This window comes from Amycolatopsis sp. VC5-11, assembly GCF_037034185.1.
Classification (GTDB): domain Bacteria; phylum Actinomycetota; class Actinomycetes; order Mycobacteriales; family Pseudonocardiaceae; genus Amycolatopsis; species Amycolatopsis nivea.
Genome location: NZ_JBAGKF010000005.1, coordinates 370,287 through 392,418, shown reverse-complemented (window position 1 = coordinate 392,418; position 22,132 = coordinate 370,287). Strand labels below are relative to the sequence as shown.

The following is a 22,132-nucleotide window of genomic DNA, read 5'->3' as shown; positions in this document are numbered from 1 at the left end:
TCAGCCCAGGATGCCCTTGATGTCGTGTGCGCTGATCGCCGCGCTCGCGTCGGAATCCGCGCCCGCGTATGCCTGCCGGGCCCGGAAAACCGAGGCGCTCAGCGTGCGCGCGTGCGCTCCGGTGGCCCGCACCTGCGATTCCAGCGAACGGCTGAAATCCCCCAGCGCGTCGGAGAATCCGGTTTCCTCGCCGACTTTCCCGAAGCTGTCCTTGGCGATCCCGGTGACCCGGTGCACCGTCTTCCGGCCGACCGACACCAGTTCGTTCGCGACGTGCTCGGTGGTGCGCTCGTAGGCGAGGAACTGTTCGAGATCGGCCTTGAACCCGCCGTCCTTGCCGCCCTTGCCGTGGTGCGGTTTGTGCGGGTGGTGCTCGGTTTTGTGCGGATGGTGCGCGCCCTTGCCGTGGTGGCGCGTGACGTCCTCCGCGGCCTTGCGCGCGGCGGCGAGATGGCTCTTGTACGCGCCGTTGGTGTAGGTGGACCACGGCTGGAAGCTCTTGCCGTGCCCCGAAATCGCCCAGGCCGCCTTGGCGTTCTCGTCCGCGTTGAACAGTTCGTCGTTGGAGTGCAGATGGAACTCGTGGCGGCGGGCGGGCCCGAGCGAGCCGAGCATGTTGACCTGCCACAGCCCGTACGAATTGTCCGGCGGGGTCCCGTTGTGCGCACGGGTGTTCCCGCCCGATTCCGCCAGCGCCACCGCGACCGCGGTGGTGAGCGCGTGCCCGCGGAACCCGGCCCGGTACGCGTGCTGGGCGATCTCCTCGGCCGACAACTTGCTCATTTCCTGCCCCCTTCAGCAGGGCGCTTCGCCGCTGCCCTAAGTGAGACGGAAGCCTTCGTCCTCAGGTTCCCTAGTCCCCCGAACGGACGAAACCCCGCGCCCCAGTTCCTGCATCCGGTCGGCGAGCCAGGCGTGGTCCGCGGGCGCGAGGGTGACCCACTTCGTGCCCGCGGACTCGTGCACGACCGCGCCGTACCGCCCGGCTTCCGTGTCGTACCAGGCGACCACCGGCGAACGTCCGCCCGGGCCGTTCACCGCGAACTGTCCGTACGCGACGCGCGGCGTGGTGACGAGCGTCGAAATCGCCCGTAGGTCCCGGCCGGCCAGACCGGCCCGGCCGAGCACCCGCTCGAACGCGGCGTGCCCGCTGTCCGCAAACGCTTGCATCGCCTCGGAAAACACCGAGCGCGGCAATCGGACCACGTTGCCCGGACCGGGTTCGGCGGGGCCGACGACGCTCGCGGCGAGCTGCGGGACGTCGTCGGGCAGGCACGGCCGCAGCGCGAGTTCGCCCGCGTCGAGCACGGCCAGCACGCCCAGTTTGCGCCCGGCCGCGGCCAGCGCGCGCAGCGGCGGATCCCGGAAGACCAGCAGGTCGACCGAAAACACCGGCTCGGCCAGCACCGCGAACACCTGGCCCAGCCGCGGGTGCGGTTCGTCGTCCTCGTCGAGCAGCCCGGCCGCCGCGAGGCTCTCCGCGACCTGGACGCCGAGCTGGTCGCGTTCGTCCATCGTGGAACCGTGCGAGGGCACGTCGAACGGATACGGCATGGGGCCGAGGTCGAAATCCGACCACAGCAGGTCGAATTCCAGGTGCGAAAGCGCTACCCCGTCGACCTCCGGGAGATGTCTGGCCATCCCCGCCTCACTCGCCCAGCACGGGCGGGTACGCGTCCGGCAGGTCCTCGAGGAAGTCGAAGGAGCTGCCCTTGGTGTAGCGGTTCTGATGGTCGTCGGAGCCGTCGCCGCGCTGGCCCGCCATCGGCGGGAAGAACCCGCCGGACATCGGACTGCCGCCGCGCGCGCCCGCCGCGGCGCCGGCCGCACCGGCCGCCCCGGCCGCCGCGCCGCCTGCTCCGACCGAGCCGCCCAGCAGTCCGCCCGGCAACGCGCCCCCGCTTCCGGCGCCCGCGCCCGCGCCGAGCGCACCGCCCGGCCCGGCGCCCAGCGAACCCGGCATTCCGGCCGTTCCGCCCGGACCGCTCATCCCCGGCAGCAGCCCGGCGCCTCCCGCCGGAGCGGACGAAGCCGTGGTGACGGCCGCGTCCGAGTAATCGGACGAATCCCGGGAGCCGCGCGAATCGCTGCGCGACCGGCCGTCCGGATCGACGTTCGTGACCGCGGGCGCCTCGGTGAAATGCGGCAGCTTGTCGTGCACGCCCTTGCTGGACGTCTCGTAGCCTTCCATCACGCGGACCGCCTCGGCCTTGGCGTGCGACGCCGCGCGTTTGGCGGGCAGGTGGTCGTCGAGGAGCTGATCGACCATCACCGCGCCGCTGGGACCGCTGGCCGCGTTGAGGTCGTAGCCGTCGCGGAACTGGTTCTCCGCCGTGTAGAACACCGGTTCCGGCATCTTGTGCTTCGCCGTTTCGACCGCGCTCGTGTAGTGGTCGAGCTTGTCGCCGACCGTGCGCATCGTCTCGCTCGCGCCCGCGCCCCAGGACGTCAGCTTCGACGCCGACTGCGCCGCGTTCCCGGCCGCGCCGCCGCGCCAGGACAGCAGCAGCTTCTGCACCGTCTTGTGCACCGCGGAGGTCGCCGAATCGACGTCGTACGCCAGCTTCCCCCATTGGTGCGCGGACGCGCCCATGGCGACCGGGTCCGCGGTCATGATCATGTCGTAGAGCGTGGTGTGCGCCCAGGCGTTCCAGTTGATCTTGCCGAAGGACGTGTCCTTCATGTTGGCCCGCTGGGCGAGCTTCGTGCGCCGCAGGACGCGGCGCTGCGCGGCGGTGGGCGGGTGGTCCTCGCTCCACAGCCGGTGCTTGCGGTGCTTCTCGTACGGCAGCCGTTCGTAGCCCGGTGTCCGGCTCATGCCGGCGTCCCTCCCCCGTCGTCCGCCCGGCGGCCCAGCGCGTCGAGCGAGTCCTTCGCGTCGCTTTCCTGCTGGACGTGCCCCGCGCTCGCCCGGCGGATGGCCTCGCGCAAGGACGACAGCTCCTCGAGGTACTGCTGCAGGATCGCCTGCGCGCCGCCGTCGGCGGACCCGCGCAGGCCGAACGCCTTCCGCAGGTGCGCGGCCACCGGGCTGGTGCCGTCCTTGAGCGGATGCACGAGCGCCTTGGCCTGTTCGAGGCACGCGGTCAGCTCCTGCTGGCGCTTCTCCAGCTCCGCGTCGGCCGCGGCGATCTCGGCCGGGTCGAGCTCGATGATCCCGGTGTCGGCGACGATCTCGGCGTTGCCCGCCCCCGACGGGTCCCGCACGGAATCCGACGTCTCCGGCCGCCCGGACCGGTGCGTCTCCTTGGCCTGTTTCTTGTGCAGGGCACGGACGTCTGCCCAGTCGGAAACCCGGTGCGAACTCACCCCAGTCCACCTCCCAGCGGGCGTCCTCCTCGGACGCGCGCACCAGTATGTCAGCCAGCCGGACCGCAGGCATCCGGTCCGGGAAAGTCGGCGATGAGACGAGCCCGCCGCGGCCGCGGTTCCGCGGGTCACCCGGACGGCGGGTGCGCACCCCGGACGAGCAGTCCGGCGACCGAGCGCGCGGCCGCCGCCGCGTCGTCGCCGAGGTCCGCGGGCAGCGCCCGCTGCAGCCACAACGTCGCGAACCCGTGCACGAGCGACCGGGCCGCCGCGCCCGCGACCACCGGGTCGACGCTGCCGTCCCGGAACCCGGCGACGGCCCAGTCCAGCGCCTGGCTGCTGCGCTCCTGCGCGGCCCGCAGGTCCGGGTCGTCGCCGCGGAGCAGGTCCGCGCGGAACATCACCTCGAAATGCGCCCGGTGCCCGACCGCGAACGAGACGTAGGCGACCCCGGCCTCGAGCAGGTCCGGCGCGGGCGGCATCTCCTCGAGCGTGTCGGCGAGCAGGTCGAACCCCTGCGCGGCGACGGCGGTCAGCAGGCCGGTGCGGTCGCCGAAGTGGTGCGCCGGAGCGGCGTGCGAGACCCCGACCCGGCGAGCGAGGTCGCGCAGGTTGACCGCGGCCGGGCCGGATTCGCCGAGCACCTCGACGGCCGCGGTCAGCACCGCCTGCCGCAGATCGCCGTGGTGGTAACGACGGGCCATGGCGTCGAGTATGCACCGGCTTGTCAGTGCCTAGATGAGGCTGGCGGGGTTGCTCGGCTGCCGTCGAGGTGCCCCTGCGGATCCGTTCAGCGGACGAACTCGAAGATCTGCTTCTGGATCCCGTTCGAGTAGCTTTCGCTTTCGATCAGCTTCAGCGGCTGCTTGTCCTTGTCGGTCTCGCTGAACAGCCGCTTCCCCGCGCCCAGCAGGACCGGGAAGACCAGCAGGTGCAGCCGGTCGACCAGGCCCGCGTCGGTGAGGGCGCGGACCAGTGTCGCGCTGCCGTTGACGATGATCGGGCCGCCCTCGGTTTCCTTCAGCGCGGCGACGTCGTCGATGGAGCGGAGAATGGTCGTTTCGCCCCAATTTGTCACCAGGTCCTCGTCGCGCAGGGTGGTGGACACGACGTATTTCGGCATCACCTTGTAGTGCGGGAACTCCTCGGTCATGTCCGGCCACACCGGCGAGAACGCCTCGTAGCTGACGCGGCCGAGCAGCAGCGCGGTCGCTTCCTCCTGCTCGGCGCCCTTGAGCGCGTAGGCGGCGGGGTCGAATTCGATGTCCTTGAAGGTCCAGCCGGAGTTCCGGTAGCCGGCTTCGCCGCCGGGGGCTTCGACGACGCCGTCGAGGGAAACGAACGCGGTGGCGATGATGGTGCGCATGGGATCAGCTCCTGGTTCGGGACGGTGCCTGCTCACCTACGCGTCGAACGGCACCGTCCCGGCCAGACACGCCACCCGCGACCCGAACTATGACCTGGGTCACACCGAAGTATGCCAAGCGTCGTACCCGTAGATCGCGTCCGCCGCGGCCGAGCTGTTTCCGCTCGCCTTGAGCCAGCTGTTGCCCCGCGAGGCCAGTTGCACTTCGCGGGTCCGGTCCAGCCGGGCCGCTTGGTAGGCCTTCAGCGCTACCTCGGTGTTCGGGTACGCCGCCAGCGCCCGTGACAGCACCACACTGTCCTCGATGGCCATTCCCGCGCCCTGGGCCATGAACGGCATCATCGGGTGGCACGCGTCGCCCAGCAGCGTCACCGGGCCGGATGACCAGTTCGGCAGCGGATCGCGGACGTACAGCGCCGATTGCAGCACCGAATCGCACGCCGCCAGCAACGCGCGGGCCTCGGGGTGGAAGCCGCGGTACGCCTCGCGCAGTTCGTCGACATCCCCTGGCGTGGTCCAGGATTCGTGCCGCCACTGGCTTTGCCGCGTGGTGGCGAAGACGAACACGTCCTCGCCGCGGTTGAGCGGGAAAGTCACCAGCTGCGTGTCCGGATCCGGGCCCCACCATTTGGTGAAGCAGTCCAGGTTCGGCACGTCCACCGAACCCGCTGGCAGCACCGCGCGGTAGGCGACCACGCCGGTGAACTCCGGGTGTTCCGCGCCGAACAACGCGGTGCGGACGGCCGAGTGGATGCCGTCGGCGCCGATCACGACGTCCGCGGAAGCAGTCGAAGATCCGAAGTCCAGCGACACCGAGTCCGTTGTGGACAGTCCGGTCAGCTTGTGTCCCAAGTGGACTACGCCGTCGGGCAGCGCGCGTTCCAAGGCGGCCAGCAGGTCCGCGCGGTGCATCGTGAGCTGCGGCGAGCCGTAGCGGCGTTCGGCCTCGTCGCCCATCGGCAGTCGCGACGTTTCCTCGCCGGTGTCCCAGGTGCGGCTGATCCGGTACTTCGGCCGCGCGGCGGTTTCGCGCAGTTCGTCGCCGATGCCGAGGCCGTCGAGGGCGCGGACGGCGTTGGGGGTCAGGTTGATGTCCGCGCCGACGCGGCCGAATCCGGCCGCCTGTTCGTGCACGACCGGCGAGAATCCGGCCTTCCGCAGGGCGACAGCGGCGGCGAGGCCGCCGATCCCGCCGCCGACGATCGCGATTTCCGGCACAGCGAAAGCTCCTTTTAGACAGTGAGGTCGAGCAGGTCGTGGCCCACGACGACCGGGCCGGAGTAGTGCGGGCGGACCCGGCCGAGCCAGCCTTCGTCGTCGAGGCGGGCGGGATCGGACGGACCGAGGTGCGACAGCGCGACCCGCCGGGCCCCGGCCGCCGCGGCGACCCGGCCGACGTCCGCCGGCGAGGTGTGCGAGGCGGCGAGGAAGTCCAGCAGCTTCGGCGAATAGCCGATGCTGCGGTAGAAATCGGGCTCCATCGCTTCGTGCACCAGCAAGTCGGCGCCCGCGGCCAGCTCGCCGACCGCGTCGCTTCGGGCGGTGTCGCCGGAGAAGGCGACGACACCGTGTTCCGTCTCGAACCGGTAGCCCAGCGCCAGGTGCAGCGGCGGATGCGGGACGGCCCGAGCCGTCACGCGCACCCGGTCGTCTTCGTGCACCACGATTTCCGCACCCGTCGCCGAAAGATCAGTGGCGTGGACGAGCCCGGCCAGCCGCGGCCGGTCGCTGGTCCGCTGGCGCACCGCGACGTCCTGTCCGAACGCCGCGAGATTGCCCGCCACCAGCCCCTCCGTGCCCGCGGCGGGCGGACCGGGGTCGGTCGGGTCCGGGCCGGGGCCGTAGACCCGCACCGGATCGACGACGCCCTGGTTCGCCGGGCCCCAGCCGAGCAGGAAGAGCGTGAACAGCTCGGCGACGTGGTCGGAATGCAGGTGCGTCACGAACACCCCGCCCAGATCGCGCAGGGACAGCCCGGCGGAGACGTACTTGCCGAGCGTCCCGTAGCCCGCGTCGACCAGGTAGACACGCCCGCCGACCACCACCGCGTTCGCGCAGCCCTGCCTGCCCGGCGCCGGGTACGGCCCGGCCGCCGTGCCGAGCAGGACCACGCGCAGCGCGTCCGTCACGGCGAAACCTCTTCCAGCGTGCGGCCCTTGGTCTCCTCGGCGAAGAACCCGGCGACGAGTGCGCCGACGAAGCAGATCCCGCCGAGCACCAGGAACACCGACGCGAGCCCGCTGCCGCCCGCGTACAGCGCGCCGACCAGGATCGGGCCGAGGATCAGGCCGAACCGGTTCATCACGCCGCCGAGGCTGACGCCCAGCGCGCGGCTGCGGGTCGGGTACAGCTCCGGCGTGTACAGGTACAGGCAGACGTTCACCGCGAAGTTGAACATCGCCGCGAGCGACGACCACACCAGCAGCTGCAACGGAGTCCCGGCGCCGAGTGCGCCCAGCACGACCAGCATCGCCGTCGTCCCGCCCAGGCCCGCGGCGAGCACGACCCGGCGGCCGAGCTTGTCCACGACCAGCGCGGCGATCAGGCAGCCGACGAGACCGGCGACGGACGTGGCGGTGCTGTACCAGAGCGCCTGGCCGATGGAGAGGTGGAACGAACCCTTGTACAGCGTCGGCAGCCACGAGGTGATGCCGTAGTTGGCGAGGTAGCCGACGAACCAGATCGTCCACACCATCAGCGTGCGCCGCCGGTAGCGACCGGCGAACAGGTCGCGGAACGAACTGCGCTTCGAAGGAACCGCTGCCGGTGCCGCGACGGCTTCGGCGGGCGGAGGAAGCGGACGGCCAAGAGATTCCTCGACCCGGCGCTCGATCAGCGCCATCGTCGCCTCGGCCTTCTCGATGTGCCCGTGCGAGGCGAGCCAGCGCGGCGATTCCGGGATCCGCAACTGCAGCAGCACCGCGGCGAGGCCCGGAACGGCGGCCAGCGCGAACAGCGGACGCCACCCCCAGTGCGGGATGACCCAGGCCGCGACCAGTGCGCCGACCGCGAGCCCGGCCGGGAAGACGATCTCGTACATCAGCACGAAGCGGCCGCGGCGGCGGGCCCGGCTGATCTCCGCGATGTACGCGGCCGCGGTCGGCACTTCACCGCCGATCGCGAGGCCTTGGACGAATCGCAGGATCAGGAACGGCAGCAACGCGGTGCACAGCGTCATCGCCAAGCTGCACAACGCCGTGACGGCGACGCACAGGGTGATCACCTTGACGCGGCCGATCCGGTCGGCGGCCCAGCCGGACGCGAGCGCGCCGAGCAGCATGCCGATCGAGCCGATGGTCAGCGTCGCGGTGCTGGACGCGGTCGTCATGTGCCATTCGCGGCCGATGACCGGCAGCGTGTAGGCGATCAGCAGCTGGTCGAACGCCTCGAAGAACGTGACGATGCCGATGATCAGGCGAATCGACACCTGCCAGCGCGACATCGGGAGCCGTTCCAGCCGGGCGGCGATGTCCCGCTGGGTCACCTCGGGGGTGGCGGCGATACTCATGGGCCCTCCTCGGAGCCGGAGCGTGCAATCGATCGTAGGGGGTTTCAGCGGGCCGGAGGAGAGTCCGGCAGCTCGGCGTCCAGGAACCGGACCAGGTCGTCCGCGGCGGACGGTCCGGCGGGCAGCACGAGCCGGTCGGGTGCGTGCGGGTCGAATCCGGGCGTACCGGGCCACGGTGGCGGCGCGGGTCCGAGAGCGGCGGCGAGGTCCACGCCCGCCAGTTCGGCGAGGTGGGCGGCGGAGCCGAAACCGGCGGCGGCCACGCGGTGGCGCGGCATGCCCAGCCGGGTCCCGAGGTAATCGAGCGCGCCGGCGAGGTCGGCTTCAAGGTCGGGAAGCGCGAGCGCGGCGAAGGCGGCATCCGCTTTGTCCGGACCGAAGGTGTGGCCGCCAGTCTCGTAGTAGAACAGCGGCGCGACAGTGACGTATCCGCAGCTCGCGAGCGTGCGGCAGCAGTTCTCGACGGGTTCGTCGAGGCCGGCGGCGCCGTGCAGCACCAGCACCGCGCCGCGCACGCGGCCGGGCGGATGCCGCACCAGCAGCGGCGCGGACGTCCGCACCACCCGGCGGCGGCGGTTCGCGGGTCCGTGCCCGTGATGGTGGACTTCGGCAGCTTCGATGGTGCCTCCCACGTCTGGTCTCCCTCAGCTCTCCGGAACCGGCACCGGCGGCACGAACGGCCGCGGCGTGGCGGGCAAAGCGGTCACGTCGACCTCGATCACCGACGGACCGTGCTGGGCCACCGCTTTCGCCAGCGCGTCGGCGAACTGGCCCGGCTTCGACACCAGCGTGTGCGGCAGGTCCAGCGACTGCGCCAGGCGCGCGAAATCGGGGGTGAACAGGTCGACTCCGGCACGCTGTCCGCGGTGGTGGTCCTGCATGTTGCGCAGCACGCCGTATCCGCCGTCGTTGAACACGACCAGCGCGAGCCACGGCCGTTCCTGCGCCAGCGTGCACAGTTCGCCGAGGTGCACCGCGAGACCGCCGTCGCCGACCATCACCACGGTCGGCGCGTCCGGCGTCGCGAGCGCGGCCCCGATGCCGGTGGCGAGGCCCTGTCCGATGCCGCCGCCGACCGGGAACACGTTGGTGCGCGGGTCGTGGATGTCCAGCAGCCGGTTGCCCCACTGGCTGGACGGGATGGTGACGTCGCGGGCGATCACGGACTCGGCGGGGAGGCCGTCGCGCAGGGCGGCGCAGATCTCCGCGTACGGGCCGATCGCCTCGTTCAGCTTGTCCCGCACCGCTTTCCGGGTCTCGACGACGCGGTCGCGCCAGCCCGGTTCGGTGTTGGCTTCCACAGTGGACAGACCGGCGAGCACCGTCGCGGCATCGCCTTGCACTCCGACAGTGGCCGGGTAGACGCGGCCCAGCGCGTCGGCGTCGACGTCGATCTGCAGGTGCCGTTCGGGCAATGCGAGGTGGTAGTGCTTGGTTTCGTTCGAGCGGAAGTGCGTGCCGATCGAGACGAGCAGGTCGGCGTCGGCGAGGAGTTGCGCCGCCGACTCGTGCGCGGCGAAGTTCCCGACGACCAGTTCGTGGTTCTCCGGCACCGTGCCGCGGCCGGAGTTGCTGGTGAACACGGCCGCGCCGAGCCGTTCCGCGAGCGCGCGCACCTCGTCGCGCGCGCCGTTCGCTCCCCCGCCGAGCCAGAACACCGGACGGCGGGCAGCAGCGAGCAGTTCGGCGGCTTCCGCGAGCGCAGCGGCGTCGGGCGGCGGGATCGGGGTCGGTTCGAGCGAGCCAGTACGGAACTCGTGCCGCGAATACTGCAGGTCGATCGGCCATTCGACGCTCGCCGGACCGCTCGGCACCGACAGCGCGTGCCGGATCGCCGCACGCAGCGTCTCCTCGGCGGTCTCGACCGACGTGACCGTGGCCGCGTGCTTGGAAATCGCGGTCAGCATGCCGATCTGGTCGCGCGTCTCGTGGATGACCCCGCGTCCGCTGCCGAGGAATTCGGAGTCGATCTGACCGGTCACGTGCAGCACGCGGCTGCCCGCCGTGAGGGCCTCGACCAGCGCGCCCGCCGCGTTGCCCGCGCCGGTGCCGGTGCTGGTGATCGCGACGCCGAGGCCGCCGCTGGCCCGGGAGTACCCGTCGGCGGCGTTCACCGCGGCGGCTTCGTGCCGCACGGGCACGAACCGCAACTGCTGCGCGACCGCTTCCACCAGCGGCAGGTTGTGCACACTCACCACGCCGAAGGCGGTGTCCACTCCGGCTTCGGACAGCAGGCGAACGAGAAGCTCGCCTCCGTGACCGTGATTCATGGGTCCGTCCCTTCTAGACGTAACGGGCAATGCCGCCGCCGACGTCGATCGTCGCGCCGGTCACGTAGGAGGCACGCGGCGAAAGCAGCGTGACGATGGGGAAAGCGACCTCTTCCGCGGTGCCGAGGCGGCCGAGCGGAATGCCGCGGTCGGCAGCCAGCTCCGCCGACCAGTCCACAAAGGACAGCGCGCTGCCGGAGGCCTCGTACCGGCGCCGCCACTGTCCGGTGTCGACCAGGCCGAGGCAGACCGAGTTGACTCGTACGCCGTCTTCGGCCAATTCGGTCGCCAACGTCGTGGAGAGATTGAGCAACGCCGCCCTCGCCGCCGAAGTGGCTGCCAACCGAGGTTCGGGCTGGCGCGCGAGGATCGCGTTCACGTTCACCACAGCCGGATTCGCCGCGGCCCGCAGCCACGGCAACGCGGCCCGGACGACGTGCAGGACCGAGAAGATCTTGAGGTGCAGCTCGTCCCGCCACTGGTCGTCGGTGGTCTCGGCGAGCCGCGCCATCAGCGACCGGCCCGCGTTGTTCACGACCCCGGCCAGGCCGCCCAGCTCGCGGGCGGCGTCGGCGACGAAGGTTTCCACCTGCGCCTGGTCGAGCACGTCGCAGGACGCGGTGTACAGCCGGGCTCCGTCGGCGCGGGGCAGGTCGGCGAGGGCCTTCTCCAGCCGGACGCCGTCGCGGGCGCAGGCGGCGACGTGCGCGCCCTCGGCCAGCAGCGCGGCCGCGGTCGCGAGCCCGACGCCGGAGCTGGCCCCGGTCACGAGCACCGCCGCGCCCTTCAATCCCAAATCCACGGGTTTTCCCTTCAGCTGCAGACGAATCCGCCGTCGACCACGAGGGTCTGGCCGGTGATGTAGGAGGCCGCGTCGGACAGCAGGAACGCCACCGAACCGACGACGTCCTCCGGCTGTTGCGGCCGGGTCAGCGCGCGGTTCATCGCGTACAGGTCGTGCCGCTCCCGCGGAATGCCCGCGGTGGCTTCGACCTCGGTCAGCCCGGGCGCGACCGCGTTGACGGTCACGCCGTCCGGACCGCCGTCCCGCGCCATCGCACGGGTCATCGCGATCACCGCGCCCTTCGAGGCCACGTACTGGACCAGCCGCGGCGAGCCGTACAGCGCGGCGTCGGACGCGAGGTTCACGATGCGTCCGCCGGTCTGCGCGAGCTGCGGATACAGCGCGCGAGAGACGAGCCACGGGCCGCGCGCGTTGACGGTCATCAACGTGTCCCACGCTTCGACGTCCAGTTCCGCGAAGTGCTTGCCGCCCACGCCATCGGCCATCGCCGCGTTGTTCACCAAGCCGTGCAACGGGCCGAGCTTCGCGACCGCGTCCGCCAAAGCCGCGACCGACTCCGGATCCGCGACATCCGTATCGATCCGGTGCGCCTCAACGCCTTCCGCCCGCAACCGGGCGACCCCGTCCGCGGCCCGATCCGGAGAACGTTCGGCAATCACGACGCGACCGCCTTGACGCCCGATCTCGCGGGCGATCGCCCAGCCGAGCCCGCGGCCCGCGCCGGTGACCACATACAGCCGGTCCTTCATCGCGCCACCACCGAGTCCACTTGGGACAGGAAGTCCAGCACCTCGGCGGAAAACCGGCGCGGCGATTCCTGATTCGCCGCGTGCCCGCCGGGCAGCACTTCCAGCCGAGCACCCGGGATCGACGCGGCGAGCCGTCGCGACTCGGACACGCCGGTCACCTGGTCGTGCTCGCCGACAAGCACCAGCGTCGGCACCGAGATCCGCGCCAGCCGCGGGCCGTGATCCGTCTCCGCCATCGACTCGGCGGCGGACGTGTACCCGGGCAGCCGGATGCCCGCCATGATGTCCTCGACCCGTTGCGCCACCGCAGGATCCGCGCCGGGCGCGAGCAGCCGAGGCGCGCGCTGACGGGCGAATTCCGCCGCGCCCACCCGGTTCAGTTCGCTCGGCCGGGCCCGCATCACCGCTGCGCGCTCGGAGTCGACGCCGGAGCCCCGGGTCGAATCGGCCAGCACCAGCGACCGCACGACCTCCGGGTAGTCCAGCGCGACGCGGGTCGCGATCACGCCGCCCCACGAGACGCCCACGATATGTGCGGGCGCCGCGTCCAGCGAGGTCAGCAGACGGCCGACGAGCGCCGCGTATCCGGCCATGCCCAGCGGCTTCTCCGGATCGGCCGAACCGCCGTAGCCCGGCGCGTCCCAAGCCAGCACCCGGTGTTTCGGCGCCAGACCAGCAAGCTGCGCGTCGAACGACGCGCTCGATCCGCCGATGCCGTGCAGCAACAGCACTGGACTGCCGTCCCCGGCGATCCGCACCCGCACACCGTCCACTGTGGAAGTCACCGGAACACCGCCCTCGGCGTCGCCAGCGCTTCCAGCGCGGACAGCACCGCGTACGGCACGACCTGGCTCGACGTCGGCGTCTGCGGCGACGGCCGGTTGCGGATCTCGAACCGGTACTCCCCCGCCGGACCGGCCGCGGTGATCACGTGCGAGGTCAACGGCGCGGCCGGATCGGCGATCACCGCCGCCTCCACGACGTCCCAATCCCGCACCGCCAGCGCCACCGACGCAGCCACGTTCGCCGACTTCGGGAATGCCGCGGTGATCTCCCGCGCGGGCCCGCGCCGCAACTCGACCGGCGCGGTCGCCCGCCGCAACTCCTCCGCCTCCGCCTCGGACATCCACGGCTGGACCAGCGAAGACGCCTTCTTCGTCGTCTCGATGACCACCCGCTCGAACTGCCCGAGCAGCGCCGCCGAACGCAGCAGGTCGAGCCCGCCGATGGCACCGGTCGACAAATGGACCGCACCCGGACCGGCCGCGAGCAGCTTCTCCAGCAGCCCGTCCGCCGCCAGCGCGCCGACCGAAACCACCAGCAGGTCGCACCCCGCCGACAGCACCTGCGGCCCCGCGTCCGTCAGCGCCCGCTGTCCCGCCGCCTCGACCACCAAGTCCGAAGTGGACAGCAGCTCCGGCAGCGCGCACATCGGCAGTCCCGCCGGAGACAGCGCCGGATCGACGACCCCGGCCAGCTCCGCGCCCGGCACCAGCCCGTCGCGCAACGCTTCCGCGACGACCGAGCCGATCGATCCCGCGCCCAGCACTCCTACCTTCACGACTGCCACCACGCCGAGTAGCCGGGGTCCGGCACGCCGCGCATGTGCGCGCGGACGTCCTTCGACGGCGGACCCGCGGTGCCCCACAGGTCGGACAGCTCCGGCGTGCGCCGCCACACCCGGCACAGCCACGCGTCTTCCTCCACCTGCGCGACCTCGGAGGTGTACTCGCAGACGAGCCCGGCCGGGTCGGCGAAGTAGCCGAAGGTGTTGCTGCCCGGACCGTGCCGGCCGGGGCCCCACAGCGGCGTGACGCCGTTGTGCTTGAGCCGCCCGATGCCGCGCATGAAGTGGTCGATCGAGTTCATCTCGTACGCGATGTGGTTCACCGACGCGAATTCCGCCTGGTTGAACGCGATCACGTGGTGGTCGGCGTTGCAGCGCAGGAACGCCATCTGGTGCTCGGACCAGTCCGAGATCCGCATGCCCAGCACCCGCGTGTAGAACTCGCAGGCCGCGTCGATGTCGACCGTGTTGAGCACGACGTGCGCCAGTTTCCGCGGCACCGCGGCGCGGCCGTAAGGGTCGCCCGGGACGACCGCGTCGACTTCGGCGGACAGCTCCACCAGCCGGCCTTCCGGGTCGGCGAAACGCAGGCCGTACCCGCCGCCGACCTGGTCGAGCTTGCCGGGTTCGGTGACCAGCGGGACGCCGTGCGCGGCCAGTCGCGCGGCGGCCGCGTCGACCTCGCGCGGAGTGGCGACCGCGAACGCGATCTTGCCCAGCGCGTTCTGGTCGGCCTGTTCGAGCTGGAGCACGTGGTGCTCGTCGCCGGAACCGCGCAGCCACACGGTGCCGCGGTCGGCTTCGACCTGCTGCAGCCCCCAGACTTCGCGGTAGAACTCGCCGGAATCGGCGCACTGCGTCGAACGCAGCGTCACCGCGCGCAGGGCGCGGAGCCGCGCGATGGGTTCGGCGGACATGGGGCCTCCTGAAACGTCAGCGGGTCGGGGCGGGCACGGGCGCGGCGGGGGCCGGTGCGGCGGCGGGAGCGGCGAGCGCGGCGGCCTGGCGGCGGGCTTCCGACCGCAGCAGCCGGCGCATCCGGACGAGCGCGATGTCGTGCTGGTACAGGTTTTCCCGGTCCCACGCGTCGAGCGGCATCGCCTCGGCCATCTCGCGGTCCTGCTCCAGCACCGCCCAGTGGCGGGCTTCGAGCCGGTTGCGGTAAAGCACGCGCCAGCTGTCGCGTTCCCAGCCGGAAACCTTGCGGCAGCGCCAGAAGAAGGCCGCGTGCTGGGTCTCGTTGATCGCGCACAGCGCGGCGACGATGGTGAACGCGCCGCCCGGACCGGCGGTGTCCGGGTACGGGATGTCGAGCGTGACCCACTGCGCGCCCGCGTCGGTGAGCTGCACCCAGTCGAAGTTCACGCCGCGCTGGTCGGTTTTCTCGAAGACGAACCCGTCGTCGATCGCGCGGATCTGGAAGACGGCCTCGCGCTTGCCGCCGAACATGGTGTGGCTGTTGCGGTGCAGGAACGCGCCGTGCATCGGGTCGAGCAGATTGTCCAGGGAGTAACCGTACGGCGCGTCCCATTCGACGTAGCAGAGGAAGTTGTCCCACTCGCCGCCCGCGATCGGGTCCGGCAGCTGCAACGGCGTCGGCTCGGCTGATTCGTCCAGGCCGAACCAGGCGAAAACGGCACCGGCGTGTTCCTCCGCGGGGAACGTCCGCAGCGCGCGCCGGCCCTCCAGAGCACAACCCGGGCTGCCGGGGACCGACACGACGACACCGTCGCCGTCCACCTGCACGCCGTGGTAGTTGCAGGCGACCCGGTCGCCCATGTGCACGCCGAGCGAAAGCCGCGCGCCGCGGTGCGGACAGCGGTCTTCCTGAACGTGCACGACCCCGGCGGAGTCGCGCCAGAGCAGCAGTTGCTCCCCGGCCCGTTCGATGCGGGTCAGCTCGCCGCGTTTGACGGTGCCGGACGGGCACAGCGGGTACCAGCGGTCGCGCAGGCCCAGTGCCAGCAGCTCTTCGGCGGTTTTGGTCGCCATCACGCCTCCCCTGCCAGCCGCGCGAGTTCGGCGGCGAACGTCTCTTCGGTCCAGTCGGAGCCGTCCGCCGGGCGCAGGCCGCCCGCGTTGAGCGCGGAGACCACGCCGGGCAGGTCGTGCACGCCCCGGCCGTAGACGGCTTCCAGCTCGTCGGCCAGCGCGTTCTCGTAGCTCGTTGGCGGGGCGGTGCGGCTCTGCACCGGCCGCAGCTGCAGCGGCATCGGGCGTTCCCTTCGGTTCGTGGTGGGTCGGGCGTCGTGCGTGGCGATGCCGGTTCTCACCGGCGGCGCCGCGCACGAGCCGTCAGGCGGCGGACGGGGCGAGCACGGCCTGCCCGGCGGCGGTGAGCACCGCGGGCACCCGGAGCCCCGGTCCGCGCGGCGCGGCCGGTTCGGGGGCGAGCAGGCCGGCCAGCTGGTGCCCGAGGGTCGGGTCGCAGCAGGCGAGGCCGTCGACGTAGAGGTGCGGTTCGCGGCTGCACGTCATCTCCACGTGCCCCGCGGCGGCGGCGCGCAGCACGGCGAGCTGCCGGTGGGTGTGTCCGGCCATGGCCGGCTCCTCAGGATCGGTTCTTCTACAGATCGAGCACGAGTTCGGCGGACCGGCACCGCGACACGCACAGCATCATGGTCCCGGAGGTCGCCTTCTCGTCGTCGTCGAGCACGAAATCGCGGTGGTCCGGTTCGCCGGAGAGCACCTTCGTTTCACAAGTCCCGCACACGCCCTCGCGGCACGAGGTCGGCACGGAAATCCCGGTGCGGCCGAGGGCGTCCACAATGGACTCGTCGGCCGCGACCGCGACCCGGGTCCCGGAACCGGCGCACACGACGTCGAATCCCGTTCCCGGCGCGGCGGCCGGAGCCTCGGGGGCCCGGAAGCGTTCGACCCGCAAGGTCGCCGTTTCCGGCAAAGCCGCCTCGACCGCTTGGAGCAGCGGTTCCGGGCCGCAGCAGTGCACGACCGTGCCCGGGGCGAGCCCGGCCAGCCTCGCGGCCAGATCGGGCGGACCGCCGTGCTCGTCGTCGGCGTGCACTTCCAGCCGGTCCCCGGCGAGCCCGGAAAGCTCGTCCAGGAAAGCCATTCCGCCGCGCGACCGTCCACAGTAGAGCATGGACCACGGCGCGGAGCCCGCCGCGAGCTGCCGGGCCATCGCGAGGATCGGGGTGACGCCGATGCCGCCGGCGATGAGCAGGTGCTCCGGGGCGTCGTGCAGTTCGAAGGTGTTGCGCGGGCCCTCGACGGGGATGACGCTCCCCGCGGTGAGCCGCTCGTGCACCCACGCGCTGCCGCCGCGCGAGGATTCCTCCCGCAGCACCGCGACCGTCCAGCTGTGCCGATCGGCCGGGTCGCCGCAGAGGGAGTACTCGCGCACCAGCCCGTTCGGCAGGTGCAGGGAAAGGTGCGCTCCCGGCTCCCAGCCGGGCAGCGGCTTTCCTTCCGGATCGCGCAGTTCCACCTGCGTGACCCGGTCGGCCAGCCACGTCGTCCGGTGCACCCGCAGCATCGTCGGCATCGCGGTCTCTTCTCAGCGAGTGACGCCGTGCATCGGCGAGGTGGGCGGGTAAGTCGGCAGCTGCGGCTTCTGCGCGCCGATGATGACGCAGAACAGCGCGTCGGTGTCGCCGGCGTTGCGCAGGCTGCGCGGCACCCCGGCGGGCACGCGGATCAGGTCGCGGTAGCCGAGCACGCGGGTCGCGGTCTTGGTGCCGTCCTCGACGTCGTGCACGGTCACCTCCAGCGTGCCCTCGAGGACGAAGAACGCCTCTTCCACGTCGTGGTGGGTGTGCTCCGGGCCGATCGCGCCGACCGGCAGCCGCATGTTGGAGAAGGTGAAGTGCTCCGAGGGCAGCTGGCGCGCGTCGCCCTCGTGGTTGCCGGTCGCGCCGGAGCCGATGTAGCGGATCTGCGCGCGGCGGAACTCGTCGCCCTTCGCGGCGGCCTGGAAGCCGAGGGTGTCCCAGTCCTCGTACCGCGTCTCGCGAGCGGCGATGCACGAGTCGATGAGCTCCTCGAGTTCCTGGTGCTTGTTTTCGGTGGTGGTCATCGCGGGGCAACTCCTCCGGTGGTCCTCGGCGGGCTCGCCGCCGAATGCCTTAGGTCTAAGAGACTTACTGATAAGGGTTGTACCCCGAGGGCTGTGATCCGCACAACCCCTTAGACCTAAAATTCTTTCCGGCGGTCTCCCGGCGGCTCGCGCGCGGCGTCAGGCCTTGACGAAATCTTAGGTCTAAGGTTTCCTCGGTCGCACCCCTCGTCATCCGCGCCGAAAGGACGTCGCCATGCAGCCCTTCCCCGTCCCGCCCGACGAAATCCCGGTCGGCGGCGACTGGCAGCGCGGCGGCGGTCCCGCGTCCGCGTGCGTGGACCCCGCCGACGGGTCGACGGTCGCCTCGATCCACGCCGCCGACTCCGCCCAGGTCGACGCCGCTGCCCGGGCCGGCACCGCGGCCGCCGCGGACCCGGCGTGGCGAGACCTGCTGCCGCACCAGCGCGCCCGCCTGCTGACCCGCGTCGCCGACGCGATCGAGGACCACGCCGAGCAGCTCGCCCTGCTGCAAACCCGCAATACCGGCAAAGCACTCGGCGAAACGCGTGCGCTGGTCGCGAGCGCGGCTGGCACCTTCCGCTACTACGCGGCCGCGCTCGAAACCCTCGAAGGCGAACTCCCGCCCAGCCGCGGCGCACACCTGACGATGAGCGTGCACGAACCGATCGGCGTCGTCGCCGCGATCACGCCCTGGAACTCGCCGATCGCCAGCGACGCCCAGAAAATCGCCCCGGCGCTGGCCGCCGGGAACGCCGTCCTGCTCAAACCGGCCGAAGCCACTCCCCTGGTTTCGCTGGCGCTGGCCCGCCTCGTCCACGACGCCGGCGTACCGCCCGCACTGCTGTCCGTCCTGCCCGGCCCCGGCTCGGTCGTCGGCGACGCGATCTCCCGCCACCCGCTGGTCGGCAAGCTCGCCTTCACCGGCGGCACCACCACCGGACGCGTGCTGGGCAGGATCGCCGCGGACCGGATCATCCCGGTCACCATGGAGCTCGGCGGCAAGTCCCCGACGATCGTCTGCGAGGACGCCGACGTCGAGGAGACTGTCGCCGGAATCCTGTATGGAATCTTCTCGTCGACCGGGCAGAGCTGCATCGCCGGATCGCGGATCTTCCTGCCGCGCAAGCAGTACGGCGAATGGGCTTCCCGCCTGATCGAGGCGGCCACCGCCCTGCGCCTGGGCCCCGGCACCGACCCGGCCACCCAGGTCGGTCCGCTGGCGACGTTCGCCCACCGCGACAAGGTGGCCGCGATGGTGGACCGCGCCCGCGAAGAAGGCGCGGTGGTCCGCTGCGGCGGGCAAATCCCTTCCGACGAACGCTTGTCGCGCGGCGCGTACTACCTGCCGACCCTGTTGGACGGCCTCGCGCCCGACGCGAAGACGTGCCAGGAGGAAATCTTCGGCCCGGTCGGCGTCCTGCTGCCGTACGACGACGAGGAAGACCTGGTCGCCCAGGCGAATTCGACCGTCTACGGCCTGGCGTGCGGCATCTGGACCGCCGACTACCGCCGCGCGCTCCGCCTGGCCCGCCGCGTCGAGGCCGGGACGGTGTGGATCAACACGTACAAGCAGTTCAGCATCTCGACCCCGTTCAGCGGCACGAAGGAAAGCGGCCTCGGAACGGACAAGGGCCGCACCGCGATCCGGAGTTATCAGCGGCAGAAGAGCTTGTATCTGAGCCTGGCGGACGAACCGATTCCGTGGGCTCGGGGCTGAATCAGCAAGATCGGGCTTGGCCGTCCAGTGCCGCGCCGTCGACTCCCTGCCGACCTCAGCCGGGAATCGGCGGTGCCGCACGAACGGCAGCGATCAATGCGGCGTCGCGTCTATTTGAGACTGGCGGACGAACCGATCCCGTGGGCTCGGGGCTGAATCAGCACGTCCGGGCTTGGCCGTCCAGTACCGCACGCACGGCGGCGATCATTACGGCGACGCGCTCGGCCCCAGCCGGACGGATTCAGTCCCCGAACTCGGCCTGGTCCAGCGACTGCTCCAGCTTCCCCAGCAATTTCGCCAGCTGCGCCCGTTCCGTCGCGGTCAACCCGGCCAGCATGCGATTCTCGTTGGGGAAATGCTCGTGCACCACTTTGTCCGTGGCCGCGAGCCCCTCCTCGGTGAGGCCGATGAACACGACCCGGCGGTCGTCCTCGTCGCGTTCGCGACGGACGAGTCCGGCCTGCACCAGCTTGTCGACCCGCTGGGTGATGCCGCCGGTGGTGAGCAGGTTCGTGTCGGCGAGGTCCCCGGCTGTGCGGCGGTAAGGCGCGCCGCCCCGCCGGAGTGCGGCGAGGATCCCGAAGTCCGCCACCGTGATCCCGTGCCGGGCGAACACGCGCGTCAGCTGCCGCTGGTACCGGTCGAACGAACGGTGCAACCGCCCGAACACCGCGAGCGGCGACGTGTCTACCTCCGGCACCTCGTCCCGCCACTGCGCGAGCATCTCGTCGACCTCGTCCGGCTCGGTCCGCTTCGGCATCCGGCACCCCCTGAATAGCTTTGGGCTAAGAATAGCACCACTAAGGCTTTTCGGAGCAGGCTACGGTGACCGCATGACGGTCAAGCGGATGGACAACGTCCTCATCGTCGTCGAGGACCTCGACGCGGTCATCGCGTTCTTCGTCGAACTGGGGCTGGAACTGGAAAACAAGGGCCCGCTGGACTGGCGCGGCGCGGAACGGGTGGTCGGCCTGAAGGACATCCGGCAGGACGTCGCCATGCTGCGCGTCCCCGACGGACCCGGGCGGGTCGAACTGGCGAAATTCCACCAGCCGAAGGCGATCGCTCCGGAGCCGTGGCAGGCCCCGGCGAACACGCTCGGCATCCGCCGGATGATGTTCGCGGTCGACGACCTCGAGGACACCCTCGCCCGCCTGCGCGCCCACGGAGCCGAACTGGTCAACGAGGTGGTGCAGTACGAGGACATCTATCTGCTGTGTTACGTCCGGGGGCCGGAGAACATCGTCGTCGGGCTCGCTCAGGAACTCGGCTGAGCGCGCGGCGGATTTACCGAACCCGAACACGCTCCGAACCGAACTCGCGGATCGCGGTTCTAGCGTGCGGGGCATGCCGCAACGCGCTCGTTCGCTCCTGATCTCGCTGCTGGCCTTGACAGTGGCTTCGACGGCCGTCGCCTGCGTGCCGGGCCAGCCCGCCGCGGCCGGCGGCAAACCGAACATCGTCCTCGTGCTCACCGACGACCTGTCGATGAACCTGCTGCCGTATCTGCCGCACGTCCAGGAAATGGCCCGCAACGGCACCTCGTTCGCCAACTACACCGTCACCGACTCCCTCTGCTGCCCGTCGCGCTCGTCGCTGTTCACCGGGATGGTCCCGCACGACACCGGCGTGTTCACCAACGGCGGCGAGGACGGCGGCTACCGCGTCTTCCACGGCCGCGGCGACGACAAGTCGACCTACGCGACGTCGTTGCAGCAGGCCGGGTACCGGACCGCGATGATGGGCAAGTATCTCAACGGCTACCAGCCGAAATCCGACGGGATCCCGCCGGGCTGGAACGAATGGGATGTCGCGGGGAACGGCTACCGCGAATTCGACTACGACCTCAACGAGAACGGCACCGTCAAGCATTACGGCAAGAAGCCTGCGGACTACCTCGTCGACGTCATGGCGGACAAGGCCGCGCGGTTCGTGGCCAGTTCGGCGGCCGACCACACCCCGTTCGCGATGGAACTCGCCACGTTCGCCCCGCACGGCCCCTACACCCCCGCGCCCCGCGACGCCGGCGCGTTCCCCGGGCTCACCGCACCGCGCGGCCCCGCGTACGACACGCTCCCGTCGTCGCCGCCGTCGTGGCTCGCCTCCCGCACCCCGTTGACCGACCGGGAAAAACAGACCATCGACAAGGACTTCCGCAAACGAGCGCAGGCCGTGCAGTCGGTCGACAAGATGATCGGCACCGTGCAAGCGGCATTGGACAAAGCCGGAGTACGCGGCAACACCGACCTCGTCTTCACCTCGGACAACGGCTACCACATGGGCGAGTACCGGCTCACCCCCGGAAAGCAGACGGCGTTCGACACGGACGTCCACGTCCCGCTGGTAGTCACCGGCCCCGGCGTCAAGGCGGGCGCGACGGTGGACCAGCCCGCCGAGAACATCGACCTGCGGCCGACTTTCGAAGCGCTGGCCGGGGCACCAACCCCCGCACCAGTGGACGGCGAAAGCCTGGTGCCGCTGCTGAACGGCACCGCACCGCCGGCGTGGCGCACCGTCGGGCTGGTGGAGCACCACGGCCCCGACTTCGACAAGAACGACCCCGACAAGCCCGCGAAGAACAGCGGCAATCCGACCACCTATGAGGCGATTCGGAGCACCGCCTACACCTACGTCGAGTACGCCGACGGCGCCAAGGAGTACTACGACCGGACCACAGATCCGCAGGAACTGCACAACACCGCCGCTCAGTTGCCGCCGGACAAGGCCCAGCAACTGCACGACACGCTGCGGGCGATGGCCTCCTGCCACGGGGCGGCCGCCTGCCGGCACTGACCCCGTTCA

At 71.2% G+C, this 22,132-nt stretch carries 25 protein-coding genes; 3 read left to right on the top strand and 22 right to left on the bottom strand.

Annotated features, from left to right (window positions below):
* From WA670_RS19020 to WA670_RS18920, 21 genes are all read right to left on the bottom strand, one after another.
* Positions 1 to 783, bottom strand: a complete 783-nt coding sequence (locus WA670_RS19020) for a transglycosylase SLT domain-containing protein (RefSeq protein ID WP_134663566.1) — start codon at positions 781 to 783, stop codon at positions 1 to 3.
* A 36-nt stretch (positions 784 to 819) separates the two neighbouring features.
* Complete coding sequence (locus tag WA670_RS19015) at positions 820 to 1,641, bottom strand: ESX secretion-associated protein EspG (RefSeq protein ID WP_043840249.1); 822 nt, start codon at positions 1,639 to 1,641, stop codon at positions 820 to 822.
* Positions 1,642 to 1,648: 7 nt separating this feature from the next.
* Complete coding sequence (locus tag WA670_RS19010) at positions 1,649 to 2,818, bottom strand: WXG100 family type VII secretion target (RefSeq protein WP_336158391.1); 1,170 nt, start codon at positions 2,816 to 2,818, stop codon at positions 1,649 to 1,651.
* A complete protein-coding gene (locus WA670_RS19005) occupies positions 2,815 to 3,309 on the bottom strand; it encodes a hypothetical protein (RefSeq protein ID WP_238607332.1) in 495 nt (164 codons plus the stop codon). The genes WA670_RS19010 and WA670_RS19005 overlap by 4 nt, the downstream gene beginning before the upstream one ends.
* A gap of 128 nt (positions 3,310 to 3,437) precedes the next feature.
* A complete protein-coding gene (locus WA670_RS19000; RefSeq protein ID WP_336158390.1) occupies positions 3,438 to 4,013 on the bottom strand; it encodes a TetR/AcrR family transcriptional regulator in 576 nt (191 codons plus the stop codon).
* Positions 4,014 to 4,099: 86 nt separating this feature from the next.
* Entirely contained in the window at positions 4,100 to 4,675 is a 576-nt protein-coding gene (locus tag WA670_RS18995) for a dihydrofolate reductase family protein (RefSeq protein WP_336158389.1), read from the bottom strand.
* Between the two features lie 99 nt (positions 4,676 to 4,774).
* On the bottom strand, positions 4,775 to 5,893 hold the full coding sequence (locus tag WA670_RS18990; protein ID WP_037814806.1) for an FAD-dependent monooxygenase: 1,119 nt from the start codon (positions 5,891 to 5,893) through the stop codon (positions 4,775 to 4,777).
* 14 nt (positions 5,894 to 5,907) lie between these two features.
* The gene (locus WA670_RS18985) at positions 5,908 to 6,804 is read right to left on the bottom strand and encodes an MBL fold metallo-hydrolase (RefSeq protein ID WP_240691550.1); all 897 of its coding nucleotides are present in this window, start codon (positions 6,802 to 6,804) and stop codon (positions 5,908 to 5,910) included.
* Complete coding sequence (locus tag WA670_RS18980; protein ID WP_134734237.1) at positions 6,801 to 8,183, bottom strand: MFS transporter; 1,383 nt, start codon at positions 8,181 to 8,183, stop codon at positions 6,801 to 6,803. Before WA670_RS18980 ends, WA670_RS18985 begins: the two co-directional genes overlap by 4 nt.
* A gap of 44 nt (positions 8,184 to 8,227) precedes the next feature.
* Positions 8,228 to 8,815 (bottom strand): dienelactone hydrolase family protein, encoded by a 588-nt coding sequence (locus WA670_RS18975; protein ID WP_336158388.1) that lies wholly within the window; start codon positions 8,813 to 8,815, stop codon positions 8,228 to 8,230.
* A 12-nt stretch (positions 8,816 to 8,827) separates the two neighbouring features.
* Positions 8,828 to 10,453 (bottom strand): thiamine pyrophosphate-binding protein, encoded by a 1,626-nt coding sequence (locus WA670_RS18970; protein WP_336158387.1) that lies wholly within the window; start codon positions 10,451 to 10,453, stop codon positions 8,828 to 8,830.
* A 13-nt stretch (positions 10,454 to 10,466) separates the two neighbouring features.
* Positions 10,467 to 11,255 (bottom strand): SDR family oxidoreductase, encoded by a 789-nt coding sequence (locus tag WA670_RS18965; RefSeq protein WP_336158386.1) that lies wholly within the window; start codon positions 11,253 to 11,255, stop codon positions 10,467 to 10,469.
* An 11-nt stretch (positions 11,256 to 11,266) separates the two neighbouring features.
* Entirely contained in the window at positions 11,267 to 12,007 is a 741-nt protein-coding gene (locus WA670_RS18960) for a 3-oxoacyl-ACP reductase family protein (protein WP_336158385.1), read from the bottom strand.
* On the bottom strand, positions 12,004 to 12,792 hold the full coding sequence (locus WA670_RS18955; RefSeq protein WP_336158384.1) for an alpha/beta fold hydrolase: 789 nt from the start codon (positions 12,790 to 12,792) through the stop codon (positions 12,004 to 12,006). Before WA670_RS18955 ends, WA670_RS18960 begins: the two co-directional genes overlap by 4 nt.
* Positions 12,789 to 13,568 carry an aspartate dehydrogenase domain-containing protein gene (locus tag WA670_RS18950; RefSeq protein WP_336158383.1) on the bottom strand — a complete coding sequence of 260 codons (780 nt, stop codon included), beginning with the start codon at positions 13,566 to 13,568 and terminating at the stop codon, positions 12,789 to 12,791. The genes WA670_RS18955 and WA670_RS18950 overlap by 4 nt, the downstream gene beginning before the upstream one ends.
* Complete coding sequence (locus WA670_RS18945) at positions 13,565 to 14,491, bottom strand: VOC family protein (RefSeq protein ID WP_275293948.1); 927 nt, start codon at positions 14,489 to 14,491, stop codon at positions 13,565 to 13,567. The genes WA670_RS18950 and WA670_RS18945 overlap by 4 nt, the downstream gene beginning before the upstream one ends.
* A 16-nt stretch (positions 14,492 to 14,507) precedes the next feature.
* A complete protein-coding gene (locus WA670_RS18940; RefSeq protein WP_043840273.1) occupies positions 14,508 to 15,566 on the bottom strand; it encodes a Rieske 2Fe-2S domain-containing protein in 1,059 nt (352 codons plus the stop codon).
* Positions 15,566 to 15,787 carry a recombinase-like helix-turn-helix domain-containing protein gene (locus WA670_RS18935; protein ID WP_009076039.1) on the bottom strand — a complete coding sequence of 74 codons (222 nt, stop codon included), beginning with the start codon at positions 15,785 to 15,787 and terminating at the stop codon, positions 15,566 to 15,568. Before WA670_RS18935 ends, WA670_RS18940 begins: the two co-directional genes overlap by 1 nt.
* An 82-nt stretch (positions 15,788 to 15,869) precedes the next feature.
* Positions 15,870 to 16,115 carry a hypothetical protein gene (locus WA670_RS18930; RefSeq protein WP_037814791.1) on the bottom strand — a complete coding sequence of 82 codons (246 nt, stop codon included), beginning with the start codon at positions 16,113 to 16,115 and terminating at the stop codon, positions 15,870 to 15,872.
* Positions 16,116 to 16,140: 25 nt separating this feature from the next.
* Positions 16,141 to 17,079: a PDR/VanB family oxidoreductase gene (locus WA670_RS18925; protein WP_134663578.1), complete on the bottom strand. Its 939-nt coding sequence runs from the start codon at positions 17,077 to 17,079 to the stop codon at positions 16,141 to 16,143.
* A 12-nt stretch (positions 17,080 to 17,091) separates the two neighbouring features.
* Positions 17,092 to 17,610, bottom strand: a complete 519-nt coding sequence (locus WA670_RS18920; RefSeq protein WP_037814787.1) for a cupin domain-containing protein — start codon at positions 17,608 to 17,610, stop codon at positions 17,092 to 17,094.
* Positions 17,611 to 17,845: 235 nt separating this feature from the next.
* On the opposite strand from WA670_RS18920, the gene WA670_RS18915 reads away from it, so the two are divergent.
* Positions 17,846 to 19,330: an aldehyde dehydrogenase family protein gene (locus WA670_RS18915; protein WP_336158382.1), complete on the top strand. Its 1,485-nt coding sequence runs from the start codon at positions 17,846 to 17,848 to the stop codon at positions 19,328 to 19,330.
* A gap of 241 nt (positions 19,331 to 19,571) precedes the next feature.
* On the opposite strand, the gene WA670_RS18910 is transcribed toward WA670_RS18915, so the two are convergent.
* Positions 19,572 to 20,090, bottom strand: a complete 519-nt coding sequence (locus tag WA670_RS18910; protein WP_037814782.1) for a MarR family winged helix-turn-helix transcriptional regulator — start codon at positions 20,088 to 20,090, stop codon at positions 19,572 to 19,574.
* Positions 20,091 to 20,163: 73 nt separating this feature from the next.
* On the opposite strand from WA670_RS18910, the gene WA670_RS18905 reads away from it, so the two are divergent.
* Positions 20,164 to 20,604: a VOC family protein gene (locus WA670_RS18905; protein WP_238607341.1), complete on the top strand. Its 441-nt coding sequence runs from the start codon at positions 20,164 to 20,166 to the stop codon at positions 20,602 to 20,604.
* A gap of 73 nt (positions 20,605 to 20,677) precedes the next feature.
* Positions 20,678 to 22,123: a sulfatase family protein gene (locus WA670_RS18900; protein ID WP_336158381.1), complete on the top strand. Its 1,446-nt coding sequence runs from the start codon at positions 20,678 to 20,680 to the stop codon at positions 22,121 to 22,123.
* Positions 22,124 to 22,132 lie beyond the last annotated feature (9 nt).